The organism is Bacillus timonensis (genome assembly GCF_004799755.1).
Lineage (GTDB): Bacteria > Bacillota > Bacilli > Bacillales > Bacillaceae_L > Ferdinandcohnia > Ferdinandcohnia timonensis_A.
The window spans coordinates 121,730-136,553 of sequence record NZ_SLUB01000002.1; the positions used below are offsets into that span (position 1 = coordinate 121,730).

General features: G+C 38.1%; 15 protein-coding genes. All 15 read left to right on the forward strand.

Annotation, left to right across the window (positions count from 1 at the left end; genetic code table 11):
* Positions 1-93: 93 nt before the first annotated feature.
* Entirely contained in the window at positions 94-1,611 is a 1,518-nt protein-coding gene (trpE, locus tag E1I69_RS01885; protein ID WP_136377941.1) for an anthranilate synthase component I, read from the forward strand.
* On the forward strand, positions 1,604-2,629 hold the full coding sequence (gene trpD / locus E1I69_RS01890) for an anthranilate phosphoribosyltransferase (protein ID WP_136377942.1): 1,026 nt from the start codon (positions 1,604-1,606) through the stop codon (positions 2,627-2,629). Before trpE ends, trpD begins: the two co-directional genes overlap by 8 nt.
* The gene (trpC, locus tag E1I69_RS01895; protein WP_136377943.1) at positions 2,619-3,398 is read left to right on the forward strand and encodes an indole-3-glycerol phosphate synthase TrpC; all 780 of its coding nucleotides are present in this window, start codon (positions 2,619-2,621) and stop codon (positions 3,396-3,398) included. The genes trpD and trpC overlap by 11 nt, the downstream gene beginning before the upstream one ends.
* Positions 3,379-4,032 carry a phosphoribosylanthranilate isomerase gene (locus tag E1I69_RS01900; RefSeq protein WP_136377944.1) on the forward strand — a complete coding sequence of 218 codons (654 nt, stop codon included), beginning with the start codon at positions 3,379-3,381 and terminating at the stop codon, positions 4,030-4,032. The genes trpC and E1I69_RS01900 overlap by 20 nt, the downstream gene beginning before the upstream one ends.
* Complete coding sequence (gene trpB / locus E1I69_RS01905; RefSeq protein WP_136377945.1) at positions 4,016-5,248, forward strand: tryptophan synthase subunit beta; 1,233 nt, start codon at positions 4,016-4,018, stop codon at positions 5,246-5,248. Before E1I69_RS01900 ends, trpB begins: the two co-directional genes overlap by 17 nt.
* Complete coding sequence (gene trpA / locus E1I69_RS01910) at positions 5,211-6,020, forward strand: tryptophan synthase subunit alpha (RefSeq protein WP_136377946.1); 810 nt, start codon at positions 5,211-5,213, stop codon at positions 6,018-6,020. The genes trpB and trpA overlap by 38 nt, the downstream gene beginning before the upstream one ends.
* Before the next feature lie 15 nt (positions 6,021-6,035).
* Complete coding sequence (gene hisC / locus E1I69_RS01915) at positions 6,036-7,133, forward strand: histidinol-phosphate transaminase (RefSeq protein WP_136377947.1); 1,098 nt, start codon at positions 6,036-6,038, stop codon at positions 7,131-7,133.
* Positions 7,134-7,192: 59 nt separating this feature from the next.
* Positions 7,193-8,305 carry a prephenate dehydrogenase gene (locus E1I69_RS01920; protein WP_136377948.1) on the forward strand — a complete coding sequence of 371 codons (1,113 nt, stop codon included), beginning with the start codon at positions 7,193-7,195 and terminating at the stop codon, positions 8,303-8,305.
* A gap of 6 nt (positions 8,306-8,311) precedes the next feature.
* Positions 8,312-9,631, forward strand: a complete 1,320-nt coding sequence (aroA, locus tag E1I69_RS01925; protein WP_136377949.1) for a 3-phosphoshikimate 1-carboxyvinyltransferase — start codon at positions 8,312-8,314, stop codon at positions 9,629-9,631.
* Between the two features lie 134 nt (positions 9,632-9,765).
* Complete coding sequence (locus E1I69_RS01930) at positions 9,766-10,704, forward strand: hypothetical protein (RefSeq protein ID WP_136377950.1); 939 nt, start codon at positions 9,766-9,768, stop codon at positions 10,702-10,704.
* 20 nt (positions 10,705-10,724) lie between these two features.
* Positions 10,725-11,978 (forward strand): tetratricopeptide repeat protein, encoded by a 1,254-nt coding sequence (locus tag E1I69_RS01935; protein ID WP_136377951.1) that lies wholly within the window; start codon positions 10,725-10,727, stop codon positions 11,976-11,978.
* Positions 11,979-12,082: 104 nt separating this feature from the next.
* Positions 12,083-12,619 (forward strand): ReoY family proteolytic degradation factor, encoded by a 537-nt coding sequence (locus E1I69_RS01940; protein WP_136377952.1) that lies wholly within the window; start codon positions 12,083-12,085, stop codon positions 12,617-12,619.
* Positions 12,620-12,772: 153 nt separating this feature from the next.
* Complete coding sequence (locus tag E1I69_RS01945; protein WP_136377953.1) at positions 12,773-13,234, forward strand: YpiF family protein; 462 nt, start codon at positions 12,773-12,775, stop codon at positions 13,232-13,234.
* Between the two features lie 302 nt (positions 13,235-13,536).
* Positions 13,537-14,052, forward strand: coding sequence for a ubiquinol-cytochrome c reductase iron-sulfur subunit (locus E1I69_RS01950; protein WP_136377954.1), 516 nt, complete (start codon positions 13,537-13,539; stop codon positions 14,050-14,052).
* Positions 14,053-14,055: 3 nt separating this feature from the next.
* Positions 14,056-14,730, forward strand: a complete 675-nt coding sequence (qcrB, locus tag E1I69_RS01955; protein ID WP_116352354.1) for a menaquinol-cytochrome c reductase cytochrome b subunit — start codon at positions 14,056-14,058, stop codon at positions 14,728-14,730.
* The last annotated feature ends 94 nt before the right edge of the window (positions 14,731-14,824 follow it).

The window sequence follows — 14,824 nt, forward strand, 5'->3', positions numbered from 1 at the left end:
TGTTTAATTTTATTGCTTTTTTATTAAAAGCAATGCCAATCTTTATATACCTCCTAAACCTCATTCTCCATATTACATGGAGGAGTGAGCCTATTGAATACGTATAATTTTTCCTCGTTCGAGTCCGATGCCAAGCAATATCGGACGATTCCAATTGTCAAACGTTTCTTAGTTGATACGTTGACACCCATTCAAATTTTTCAAAACTTAAAAAATGAAGCATCCTTTCTACTTGAAAGTAAAGACCATGAATCGGATTGGTCGCGGTATTCATTTATCGGCTTAAAGCCATTTCTGTTCATGAATGAAAATAGCGGTCATTATTATGTAAAAAACGAAAATCAACAGAGCTTAATAAAAAAACAAACAATGAAGGATGCCTTTAACTGGATCAAAGATTATCTTGTTTTAAAACCACTGGATATCGAAATTCCCTTTTATGGAGGGGCAGTTGGTTATATTGGCTATGATGCAATCTCTACTTTTGAAAAGGTTGATGAACACTCAAACAATGATTTTAACATGGAACGTTACCAATTTTTCTTTTGTGAAACGATTTTGGCGTTAGATCATCATTCACGTGAATTGATTGTCGTTCATTTTGTACGACTAAATGGGGGCGAAGATAGACGGATTCTAAAAGCCGTTTTTGAACATGCCAATTCAAAAATTAATATGTATTTATCGCGAATTATTCAAAACAAAGAACAAAGTGAAATGTTACTGCTCCCAAAATTACACGAAATACCGAATGTGACAGATATCAAGACGAATTTTGAAAAACAGGATTTTCTAGATGCGGTTAATAAAATTAAAGACTATATCACCGCTGGAGATATTTTTCAGGCGGTTTTATCACAGCGTTTTGAGATTCCGGTTTCAGTAAGTGGATTCCAGCTCTATCGCGTCTTACGAATGGTAAATCCTTCACCTTATCTATTTTATATCAAAATTAATGACATTGAGATTGTCGGGAGTTCTCCTGAACGCTTAATTAAAATTCATAATAAGCATCTTGAAATTCACCCGATTGCAGGGACAAGGCGAAGAGGGAAGACGAAGGAAGAGGATGAAGCACTTGCAACAGAATTACTTCAGGATGAAAAAGAGAAGGCAGAGCATTATATGCTAGTTGATTTAGCAAGAAATGATATCGGTAGGGTATCTACATTTGGTTCAGTTAAAACACCTGTACTGATGGAGGTTGGTCGATTCTCACATGTTATGCACATTATCTCGAAGGTAACAGGTGAGTTAGATGAGAAAATTGACCCACTGGATGCATTACTTGCTGCCTTTCCAGCTGGAACTGTATCTGGAGCACCGAAAATTAGAGCGATGCAAATTCTTTCAGAACTTGAACCAACTGCACGAAACTTGTATGCCGGTGCCATTGCTTATATTGGATTCGACGGAAATATTGATTCATGCATTACGATTCGAACAGCAATCATTAAAGATGGTGTAGCTTATGTCCAGGCTGGAGCGGGAATTGTCGCAGATTCGGTACCTGAACAGGAATGGATGGAAACGGTTAATAAAGCAAGTGCCTTGATTCAAACAATTCAACTGGCTGAAGAGGCTTTTGAAAAGGAGGATATTCATGTTTAAACAACTTTTAAATAAATGTATCAACGGCGAGGTTCTAACAGAAGAGGAAAGCTATCAAGTAATGGATGTCATAATGTCTGGAGAAGCTACGGCAAGTCAAATTGCGAGCTTGCTTTCTATTCTCCGTTTTCGCGGTGAAACCGTGGATGAAATTACAGGCTTTGCTAGAGCAATGAGAGAGCATATGATGCAGTTAGATTATGAAAGTGATCAAGTGATTGATACGTGTGGAACAGGCGGGGACGGTGCGTCTACTTTTAATATTTCAACAGCATCAGCAATTGTTGTCTCTTCCTTAGGAATAAAGGTTGCAAAGCATGGAAATCGAGCAGTCTCCTCCAAAAGTGGCAGTGCCGATGTTTTAGAGTATTTAGGTGTTGAAATACAATCAACTGGGGAAGAAGCTAAAGAGGCATTAAGTAAACGAAAAATGAGCTTCTTGTTTGCACCTATTTACCATGCCGCAATGAAGCATGCGGTTACGCCTAGACAGGAAATCGGCTTTCGAACCATATTTAATCTATTAGGGCCAATGGCAAACCCAGCTAGATGTAAAAAACAGGTACTGGGAGTTTATTCAACAGATTATGCTGAAAAAATGGCATATGCCCTTGGGAAGCTCGGCTCCGAGCACGTTTTATTCGTTTCAGGTCGTGATGGATTAGATGAATGCAGTATTACAACTGAAACAGACGTTGTGGAATTAAAAGATGGAGAGATTACAAGATTCGTCCTTTCCCCTGAAGATGTCGACCTTCCACGTGGAAACATGAAAGATATTCAAGTCTCTTCTGTTGTTGAAAGTGCGAACCTATTACGTGATGTCTTATATAGTAAGGCTAATCAAAGTGCAACGAATATTGTATTACTCAATGCAGGAGCAGCCATTTATGTTTCAGGAAGAGTAAACAGTATTCGTGAAGGTGTAGAGTTAGCGAGAGAAGCAATTGTCACTGGAATTGCGAGGAATCAATTTGAACAACTAAGAAGTCGTGAGGTGGAGTACTATGCTAAATAAAATACTTGAACAAAAGAAAGTTGAAGTGGAAAACATCAACTACCCTGAAATAGATTGCAAGGTTGAAAGAAAGTCATTATACTCCGCACTTTCTAACCCAAATCGTTCACTTGGCATTATTGCCGAGGTGAAAAAGGCATCACCTTCAAAGGGGATTATACGGGAAGATTTTCACCCTGTCACAATCGCCACCGAATACGAGGAAGCTAAAGCGGATGCAATCTCTGTGTTAACAGACGAGCGATTTTTTCAAGGCTCAATCAACTATTTAATGGACATTAAGAAAAAAGTAAACATCCCCGTGTTACGTAAAGACTTTATTGTTGATGCGAAGCAAATCAAACAAAGTGAAAAAATGGGAGCCGATGTTATTTTGTTGATTGGAGAAGCACTTGCCCCTAATCAATTACATGAATATTATTGTGAAGCTTATGAAAGGGGCTTAGAGTGTTTAGTCGAAGTCCATTCACGAGAAACCCTGGAACAGGTTTGCAGCATTTTTACCCCGAAAATTCTTGGCATTAATAATCGAAATTTAAAAGTATTTGAAACTTCGATTATCCATACAAAAGAAATCGTGAAGGATGCTCCTTCAGACAGCCTAGTCGTTAGTGAAAGTGGAATTCATACTCCACAGGATATTAAAGACGTTATTCGATACGGTGCAAAGGCAGCTTTAATTGGAGAAGCATTTATGAGAGCATCCTCCCCTGGATTCGGGATTAAACAAATGTTTGGTGAGGTTCCCTATGCAACAACCTCTCATTAAATATTGTGGGAATAAATCGTTTGAGGATGTACAGGTCGTTGCGAAAAGCAATGCTCATTATATCGGTTTTATTTTTGCAAATAGTAAACGTAAAGTAAATCCAGGTGATGTCAGTGGATGGTTAAAGAAAGTCGATTTACTGGATAAAAAGACGGTTGGGGTCTTTGTGAATGAGGAACTAAATGAAATTAGGAATGTATTGGCAAAAGTCTCATTATCCGTTATTCAATGCCATGGCACTGAGTCGGTTGAATTTATTAAACAAGTAAAAAACGAAACGGGTTTACACGTATGGAAGGTCATTCATCATGATGATCAAGGTTTGCAGACGATGAAGGAGTTTGCTGGTGTTGCTGATGGATATGTCGTTGATACAAAGGTTGCGAATATGTGGGGGGGATCTGGTGTTTCGTTTGATTGGAAGTCGATCCCATTCTATCAGCAGGAAGCAAGAGAACAGGGAGTTCCTTGTCTCATAGCGGGTGGAATTGATTCTACTAATATCGAAGAACTTCTTCGCTATGAGATTGATGGATTTGATATCTCCAGTGGAATTGAACGTGAAGGTAAAAAAGATGACACGATCATACAAACAATAGAGAAATGGGTGGATACATGTGTTGAACGTACCTAATAAAAATGGGAGATACGGTGATTTTGGGGGAAAATTTGTACCTGAAACATTAATGATGCCATTGGAAGAAATAGAAAAGGCATTGGAAGAAGCCTATAAAGATAAAGAATTTCATAATGAATATATTCGTATTTTAAAAGAATACTCAGGTCGTCCGACAGCACTTACATTTGCTGACAATTTAACAAGAGAATTAGGTGGGGCAAAGATTTATCTGAAGCGTGAGGACTTAAATCATACCGGAGCACACAAAATAAACAATGCAATTGGTCAAGCACTCCTTGCCAAAAGAATGGGAAAGAAAAAGATCATTGCTGAGACGGGAGCTGGCCAGCACGGTGTTGCTGCTGCGACAGTCGCCGCAAAGTTTGGATTGGAATGTAAGGTCTTCATGGGTGTGGAGGACATTGAAAGACAAAAACTTAATGTATTCCGAATGAGACTTTTAGGTGCTGAAGTGATCCCTGCTACTAGTGGTAACCAAACCTTGAAGGATGCAACAAATGAGGCAATTCGATATTGGGTCCAGCATTGTGAGGATCACTATTATATGATTGGATCCGTAGTTGGCCCACATCCATATCCAAAAATGGTTCGTGATTTTCAACGAATCATTGGTGATGAAGCAAGAGAACAATTCCTAAAACGTGAAAATAAGTTGCCGACTACAGTAGTTGCTTGCGTTGGCGGTGGCAGTAATGCAATGGGGATGTTCTATCCGTTTTTAGAGGATGATGTTCGCTTAGTAGGTGCTGAGGCTGCTGGTAAAGGTGTCGATACCTCCTTACATGCAGCAACAATTACAAAAGGTACAAAAGGTATTATTCACGGCTCACTCACTTATCTTCTTCAAGATGAGCATGGTCAAATTACCGAACCATATTCGATATCAGCTGGACTTGATTATCCGGGAGTGGGACCTGAACATGCCTATCTTGCCAGTAGTGGAAGAGTTCAATATGAAAGTGTAACAGATAAGGAAGCACTCGATGCTCTGCAAATGCTAACTCGTGTTGAAGGGATTATTCCGGCAATTGAATCTGCGCACGCAATTGCAAAAGCTATTCAAATGGCGAAAGAAATGTCACCAGAAGAATCGATTCTCATTTGTTTGTCAGGTCGTGGTGACAAGGATGTCCATTCCCTTATGGCATACCTAGAAGAAGGAGGAGCTACAAATGAACACAACCTTTACGAACCGATTGCCCAAGGCTGAAAAATTATTTATTCCATTTATCGTTGCAGGTGATCCACATCCAGAAGTGACGATTGAAATTGCACTTACCTTGCAAGAGGCTGGTGCTTCCATCCTTGAACTAGGAATTCCATATTCAGATCCATTAGCTGATGGACCTGTTATTCAAAGAGCCTCTGCTCGTGCTTTGAAAAATGGAGTTACATTGGAAAATTCGATGAATCTTGTTTCGGAAATGAGAAAAAAAGGATTAAAAATTCCTGTAATTATCTTTACCTATTACAATCCTGTGCTACAATTAGGAGAAGAAAACTTTTTCGCTTTAGCGCGACAAAATGGTATAGACGGATTGCTAGTACCAGACCTGCCTTTTGAAGAAAGTGAAGACCTCAGAAGAAAGTGTGAAGACGAGGGATTGAAGTTTATTTCTCTTGTAGCTCCAACTTCTTCCAGTCGAATTGAAAAAATCGCCTCACATGCACAAGGGTTCCTATACTGCGTATCTTCTTTAGGTGTTACAGGTGTTCGAAATTCCTTGAACAATGAGGTATACTCATTTTTACAAGAGGTTAAACGATATAGCGATATACCAGTGGCAGTTGGGTTTGGTATCTCGAGTTCATCCCAAGTAGAAGCACTTAAGGACCATTGCGATGGGGTAATCATGGGAAGTGCCCTTATCCAAAAAATTGAGGAGCATCTACCTGAATTAGTCAATGAGGAAACAAGAGCTACCGCCTTATACCATTTCAAGAATTTTATTAGAGATGTTTTGCAACCTATCAACAGTTAAGAGGTGTAGCTTGAAATGAATATCAAAGAACAATTATTGAATTTAAAACCATACCAACCAGGTAAACCGATTGAGGAAGTGAAGCGGGAATATGGTTTAGAAAAGATTGTGAAACTAGCTTCAAATGAAAATCCATATGGATGCTCAGACAAAGCAACAGAGGCAGTAAAAAATAGCTTAGATTCATTTGCGATTTACCCGGATGGTTATGCAACCGAGTTAAGAGAAAAGCTTGCAAAGCATTTAGGTGTAGAAGGCACACAGCTTCTCTTCGGTAATGGATCAGATGATGTCATTCATATTATTACAGCTGCATTACTTGCACCTGGAAAAAATACAGTAATGGCACATCCATCATTTTCTCAGTATAAGCATAATGCAATTATTGAAGGAGCTGAGGTTCGTGAGGTTGAGCTAATTGATGGCCATCACGATCTTGACGGAATGCTCGCGCAAATCGATGAAAATACGGAAATTGTTTGGGTGTGTTCACCAAATAATCCTACAGGAGTATATGTTAACTCAGAAAAACTACATGCCTTTTTAAAACAAATTCCTAGTCATGTTCTCGTTATTATGGATGAAGCTTATTATGAGTTTGCAGTAAATGAGCAGGATTATCCGAATACTGTTGCCTTATTAAATGACTATCCAAATCTTCTTATTTTAAGAACTTTTTCCAAAGCATATGGGCTTGGTGGACTCCGTGTTGGTTATGCGATCGGAAATCGTGATTTTATTAACAAAATTGAACCTGTCCGTCAGCCTTTCAACTCCAATCGTGTTGGTCAATTAGCTGCAGCAGCAGCATTGGATGATCAAGATTTCATTACGGCTTATGTTGAAAAAAATAAAAAAGGTCTGCAACAGTTCTATACATTCTGTGAGGAAAATAATTTAACTTATTATCCTTCTTTCGGAAACTTCATTTTGATTCATTTTAAACGTCCAGGTGATGAAGTATTTCACTATTTATTGGAACGCGGCTTCATTGTTCGTTCAGGAAATGCATTAGGCTTTCCAACTAGCGTTCGAATAACTGTTGGCACAGAGGAACAAAATAGTGAACTCATAGCTTTACTTACAGAAATGCTGAAAAATCCAAAGAACTAAAATTATGGGGGTTAGAGCATAACCCTCATTTATTTGTTTCTATACTCGGTGGTGATGAAATGAATTCAAATGTGCTTGTGATTGGACTTGGATTAATAGGGGGTTCAATTGCGCTTGCGATAAAGAAAGAACATCCGGATACTACTATATATGGTTTTGATAAGAATAAAGAATCATCACTGCTAGCAAAAACATTAAAGGTGATTGATGAAGCCGTATTTGAGTTAGAGGATATTGTACATAAGTGTGACTTTATTTTTATATCAGTTCCTGTCAAACAAACCATTGACATTATTCAAGAACTGAGCTCATATCCACTTAAAAAGGATGTCATTGTGACAGATGTGGGAAGTACGAAACAACAAATCGTTCAAATTGCGGATTCTATATTTGGAAATCTTGGTGTCACCTTTGTCGGCGGGCATCCGATGGCAGGCTCACATAAAAGCGGGGTTGTTGCAGCAAAAGAACATTTATTTGAAAATGCTTTCTATATATTTACCCCTCATAATGAGAAACCATCAAGCAACTTGGCTGTAAAACAGTTGAAAGTCTTATTAAACGGAACAAAAGCTAATTTTTTAATTATGACACCTGAAGAGCATGACCGTGTCGCTGGTGTAATTAGCCACTTCCCGCATATTGTTGCAGCAAGTCTTGTCCATCAAGCGCAAAAATATGATAAAGTAAATGAACTCGTTCGGCCATTAGCAGCAGGGGGATTTCGAGATATTACTAGAATCGCGTCTAGCAATCCATCAATGTGGCGTGATATATTAATACAAAATCGGAATGTATTGTTAGACCTTTTTGAAAAATGGATTGACGAAATGGAGCAAATCAAGAATTTTGTGGCAAATGGTAAGGGTGATCAAATTTATGATTATTTTATGGATGCCAAAAATTTTCGTGATGGACTCCCTACACGTACAAAAGGTGCGATTCCCTCGTTTTATGATTTATATGTTGATATTCCGGACTATCCAGGTATTGTTTCTGAAATTACTGGACTTCTTGCTCAGGAAAGAATTAGCATTACAAATATCAGAATTATTGAGACACGAGAGGAAATCTATGGAGTGCTAAGGATTAGCTTCCAAAGTGACGAAGATCGTCAAAAAGCGAAAGTTTGTATTGAAAGTAAAACGAGTTACGATACATATAATGGATAATGGAAAATGTTTTCTAGGGGTGGTATTTTGGATTTACTAAAACTACGTACAAATATTGCTAGCTTAAAGGGTTCAATTGATATTCCTGGTGATAAGTCAATTTCCCATCGTTCAATTATGCTTGGGGCCATTGCGCAAGGTAAAACGATTGTGGATAACTTTTTACTAGGGGATGACTGTTTAAGCACGATTAGTTGTTTTGAAAAATTAGGTGTGAAAATTACACAGGATCATAATCATGTAGAGATAGAGGGAGCGGGCTTCGGTGGACTACGAGAGCCGGCTGAGGTATTAGATACTGGAAATTCAGGAACGACGACTAGATTAATGGTGGGACTTCTTTCTGGTGTGCCTATTCATACTTGCATGATAGGTGATGAGTCGATTGCCAAAAGACCAATGAAACGTGTAACAGAGCCGCTCCGTCAAATGGGAGCAAAAATTGATGGTAGGGAAGACGGCAATTTTACACCTTTAGCGATTCGTGGTGGCTCCTTGGAGGGAATTGACTATATTTCTCCTGTAGCAAGTGCACAAGTGAAATCCTCGATTCTTTTAGCGGGTTTGAACGCTACAGGGATAACATCAGTTACGGAGCCTCATAAATCAAGAGACCATACTGAACGCATGTTACGTGCTTTCGGATGCGAGGTTGAAGAAGATGGCCTTACTGTAAAACTAAAAGGTGGTCAAAAGCTAACGGGGACAAATATTGAAGTACCTGGTGATATTTCCTCTGCCGCTTTTTTCCTAGTTGCGGGAGCGATTGTGCCAAATAGTCGAATTACGTTAAAAAATGTAGGGATGAACCCAACGCGAACAGGAATTATCGATGTTTTAGTTAAGATGGGAGCTCGTCTTGAGATTAAAAACGAAAGAATCAAGAATAATGAACCTATTGCGGACTTAACCATTCAGACTTCCGAGTTAACAGGGATTGAAATCGGTGGCGACATTATCCCTCGTTTGATTGACGAGATTCCAGTTATCGCTCTTTTAGCGAGCCAAGCGAAAGGAAAAACGGTTATCAAAGATGCAGCGGAATTAAAAGTGAAAGAAACAAATCGTATTGATACTGTTGTTGGGGAGCTTTCTAAACTAGGAGCAGTGATTGAGCCAACTGATGATGGAATGATTATTTATGGAGATAAAAAACAATTGACTGGTGGCGAAGTACATAGTCATGGTGATCACAGAATTGGAATGATGCTTGCTGTTGCGGCATGTATTGCAAACGATGAAGTTTCTCTATCAGATTCTGAATCCATCTCTGTATCATACCCAAGTTTTTTTGAACATCTAAATGGATTAATCGTAGAAAACTAATGCATAATGGCCCGTGGAATTTAAAATTCCATGGGTTTTTACATATTTAAAGGAATTAATATCATACATCCTCCGCTTATCGCATAGCTTGTCTTAAAGAGAAGTGTATAAATTAATGCGAAAGGGGAGGTTTGATGCCATATATATTAGAAAAAGCGAATGTTCTTAAGAATAATAAAGTTATCACATGTTCGATTCTTATAAAAAATCACCGCGTTGATTATATGAAGGAAAACCTCAAAAGACTTTCATTTATGAAAACGAACTTATCGCAATATCTGTTAACACCTGGCCATGTCATGATAAACTACTCCTTTACGAAAGAATATTCGTTTCAATCATTTAAGCAAGAAATGACGGAAAACTATTTGCGCAAAGGTTGTACAACCATACTTGTGATAAGTGATGTAAAGAATGAGCATGAAATAGCCCGAACCCTTACTAACACAAAACATTTTCTATTAAATAGTCCTATAGACTATTATTTGGGTGTCCGTACTCCACTCGAAAGCCTAACACCATCTTTCCTTGTTGCATGTCGGCGAAAAAAAATCCCGGTAATTATCGTGACAATTAATAAAGTCGATGATTTATATAATGTACCATGGGGATGGATTAGGGAATCCTATCATTCTTATCGAATTCCAATTATCCCAGATTGGAAGATGAAGGAGAAAACCGTTTTTGCTAATAATCGAAGAGAACTGATTTGGAAAGAGATCACCTACGATAATCGAATCCCAACAATTCCGTTCTGCCCTAGCGAGGATGTGCCATTGTCCATAGACTTTTTAAAAAAGAGTGGGATTTATCCTGATAAAGGCGATATTCGCGTTGGTGGGGAGCTTGATTATAATTTATATGAACAAGATTCTATAAGCTATTCAGTTGATGAAAAGCCAACTCTCGATTATCATAATCTTATACCAACTATCACCATGCACAAGGGGAATTTTACAAAAGTAGGCACCAAGGTATACTTTCGTTCCGGATTTGGTAATGAATGTAAAGTGAAAAAACCTGGTTATTTTGTATCTTCTTATGATAACGAAATATTGGTGAATGAGAGATAGATATGAGGAGTTCATAATTTATGCATAAAATAGAAAACGCCATTCAGTTAGTTGAAGATGGAAACGCAGAAGAAGGACTTAAAGCCTTAAAACAACTTAGAGAATATGCAAATGATGATGAGAAATACACAATTGCTGAGCATTATTTTAAATGGGGCTTTGTCGAGGATGCAAAAGAAATCGTAGAAGAATTAATATCACGCTACCCTGATGAAGGAGAACTATTTGTTTTTTTGGCTGAAGTCCTGATTGACCTTGATATGGAAGAGAAAGCAATTGATATTTTAGAACAAATTGCAGAGGATGACCCCGTTTACTTAGAATCCCTTGTTTTACAAGCTGATTTGTTCCAAATGCAAGGTTTATTTGAGGTTAGTGAGCAAAAGCTTCTGTTAGCAAAGGAAAAATCTAATGATGAAACGATCATTGACTTTGCTTTAGCCGAATTGTATTCAAGTCACGGAGAGTACAATAAAAGTATTCCGTATTATGAGAAAGTTTTACATAATGGTGACGAGATAGCAGGTGTAAATGTTAACGCCCGAATTGCGGAAAGTTATAGTACAACAGGTAAGTTTGAAGAAGCTCTACCGTATTATGAGGAAGCCATCAAAAAACAGGAAGATAGTAATACATTGTTTGGCTTTGGCGTTACCGCATATCAAGCGAAATATTATAAAAAAGCAATTGAAGTTCTGGAGCGCCTAAAGGAACTTGACCCGGACTATTCTTCTCTTTATCTATATCTTGCAAAGGCATATGAAGAAGAAGCTAGCTTGAGGGAAAGCTTTAATGTCTTATTAGAAGGACTTGAAGTGGAATCATTAAATAAAGAGCTTACTTTCTACGCTGGTAAAATATCTATGATGCTAGGTGATAAGGAAAATACAGAAAAATACCTTCGTGCAGCTGTAGGAATTGACCCTGGTTACCTGGAAGCAACCTTGCAGCTTTCTAAGTTTTTATTACGGGAAGAAAGATTTGAGGATGTCGTGGAATGCCTTGAATCTGTCATGAGCTACGGAGAGTATGATGAACAATTCGAGTGGGATCTCGGTTTTGCAAAAAATAAATTAGAACAATATTCGGATGCATTAAACCATTACCGTCGTGCATATACTTCTTTTAAAGAAACTCCAGAGTTTTTAGAAGAGTTTGGTTATTTCTTAATGGAGGACGGAAAAAGACAAGAGGCTGTCGAAATATTTAAGGAACTCTTAAAGCTTGACCCAATGAAGTATGAAATTGAAGCATTCATTTCTGAACTGGAGTAAACGAAAGTTTTCATGTTAAGAAGGATTTTTTAATGTGATTGTTGAAGTATATCAGTATATTATCATTATGACTACTCAATACTAGCAGAGGAGGGAAGCGTGCGATGACTACCCCTGTATCTGTCAACGAGAAAAAAGACTTCATACGCTGGTTTCTAAATAATTATCAGCTAAAACGAAGAGAGTGTGTTTGGATTTTAAACTATTTAATGAGCCATGACCAACTCATGAAAAATGTCCACTTTGTTGAGCAGGCCCAATACTGCCCTCGAGGAATAATTATGTCAACGCATTGTGTTGATGATGTACCATTCCGTTTTTATAAGGAAAATGTCATGACAACGGATGCTGAAAAATCATTTCATGATATTCGCCTCAACAGGGAAGAAGAGATTTATATTCAGCTTAATTTCAGATCCTCCTTCCATTCTCCTAATTATGTGGCTGTGCTTGAAGAGAATCCATATATGCCAAAGCATCTTCAGGTGAATGAGCAGGATAAAGAGATTGCGAAACAGTTTCTTGATCAGTCCATTCATATGTTTCAAAAAGAGCATCTGTTAAAGCGAATTGATGAGGCGCTTGACAGACAGGATGAACCAGAGTTTAAGAGGCTAACTGAAAAGCTTAAACAATTATAAGATAGAAAAGCTTACCTTAGAAGGGGCTGACAACGAGTCAGTCTTTTTTATTTATCCTAATTATGGTATGGTAGTTTGGGAGTTTGGCTTAAAACTCGAAATTACGATACGAATCTGATTTACGTACAGCAAATGGGAAAGGGAGCAGACAAAATGAAATGGATTACGAAGGATATGGATGTTTATTTGAAAGCAAAAGAATACGTGGATACAGCAGTGATTCCGTTGATACCAGTTTCTCTTGAAGGGAATTTAAAGAATACGGTTTCTATGGGTGAGTTTATTACCATTCTTTCAAATGAAGTGGAGCGGCAATTTAAAGGAAGAATTATACTGTTTCCGGCCTTTACATATTCAAATGGTGAAGGGTTAGAAATGGCAAGTAACCGATTAAATCAGTGGACAAGCGATTTGATTAGTGGTGGTATGAAGCATACCATCTTTATTACATCAGATAGCAACTGGAAGCAAGTAGAATCAGATTTGAATGGTTCACTAATATGGCTGCCAACTTTACCACTAGAATACGTCGAAGAAAAGTACAAGCAAACCATGCTTCAGGATCAAATGAAACAGCTTGTTACACTATTCACAAATATCTGGCAAAAGCTTTAACTTTAACCAGCAAAAATTAACCTTTCTGCTGATTAAAGTTAAAGCCTCCGGCGGATGCCACAGAATTTCAGAGGAAAAAATCTGGGCGCAAATACGCCAAGGTGTATTCGATTTTAACATTATGTGACTATAACAATAAAAAATTCCTGACTTTTCCTAAGAAAGTCACATAGTTGCCACTGTTTCGGCAAATCCTATTATTGACCTGTACCAAATATTGATATATCATGAGAATGTCCTAGTTTTTAATGTGTACAATTATGTCCGGAGTGGACTTAGCTTAGCATAGAGGGGGGAAAAAAATGAGCGAGAATAAACAACGGGTTTCAAGACGTCAATTTCTGAACTATACTCTAACAGGTGTAGGTGGTTTCATGGCAGCTGGGATGTTAATGCCTATGGTCCGCTTTGCAATTGACCCATTACTTCAACCAGAAGCTGAACACGACATGGTACAAGTAGTGAGTGTTGATAAGATTACGAAAGAACCCCAAAAATTTGATTTCAAAATAAATCAAGTTGATGGATGGTATGAATCAGAAGTTTCAAATTCAGCGTGGGTTTATAAAAATGATAACGGCGACATCATCGCATTATCACCAGTATGTAAACACCTTGGCTGTGCTGTATCTTGGGCTGAGGATCCAGGTAACCCGAATCGTTTCTTCTGTCCTTGTCACTATGGATTATATGAAAAGGATGGTAAGAATGTACCTGGCACACCACCAATGGGCCCATTAGATGTATTTGATAGTCAAGTGAAAGATGGTTATTTATATTTAGGGAAAACAAAACCAAACCCTGTAGGAGGAGCGTAATCAATGTTAAATAAGATTTTTGATTGGGTTGATGAACGACTTGATATTACTCCTCTTTGGGCAGATATTGCAGACCATGAGGTTCCTGAGCATGTAAACCCAGCGCACCACTTTAGTGCGTTTGTATACTGCTTTGGAGGACTTACCTTCTTTATCGTCGTCATCCAAGTATTATCTGGTATGTTCTTAACAATGTACTATGTTCCAGATATCATCAATGCATGGAATTCTGTTTACTATTTACAAAACGAAGTAGCGTTTGGTCAAATTGTTCGCGGAATGCATCACTGGGGAGCGAGTCTTGTAATCGTTATGATGTTCTTACATACCCTACGTGTATTTTTCCAAGGTGCTTATAAAAAGCCACGTGAGCTTAACTGGATTGTTGGAGTATTAATTTTCTTTGTTATGTTAGCTCTAGGTTTAACAGGTTACTTATTACCTTGGGATATGAAAGCGTTATTTGCAACAAAGGTTACAATTCAAATTGTTGAATCTGTTCCACTTATTGGGCCTTATTTAAAGACTCTAATTGCAGGGCATCCTGAGATTATTGGTGCTCAAACACTAACTCGTTTCTTTGCGATTCATGTATTCTTCTTACCAGCAGCATTATTCGGTTTACTAGCTGCTCACTTTATCATGATTCGTCGTCAAGGTATTTCTGGTCCACTGTAGGATGCAAGCCATTGACTTCTAATTTTGAAGTGTAAAGGATAAGCATCCTTTAACGAATTACCTAAGAACAAAAGGATTAGGGTATGCTCGAAAA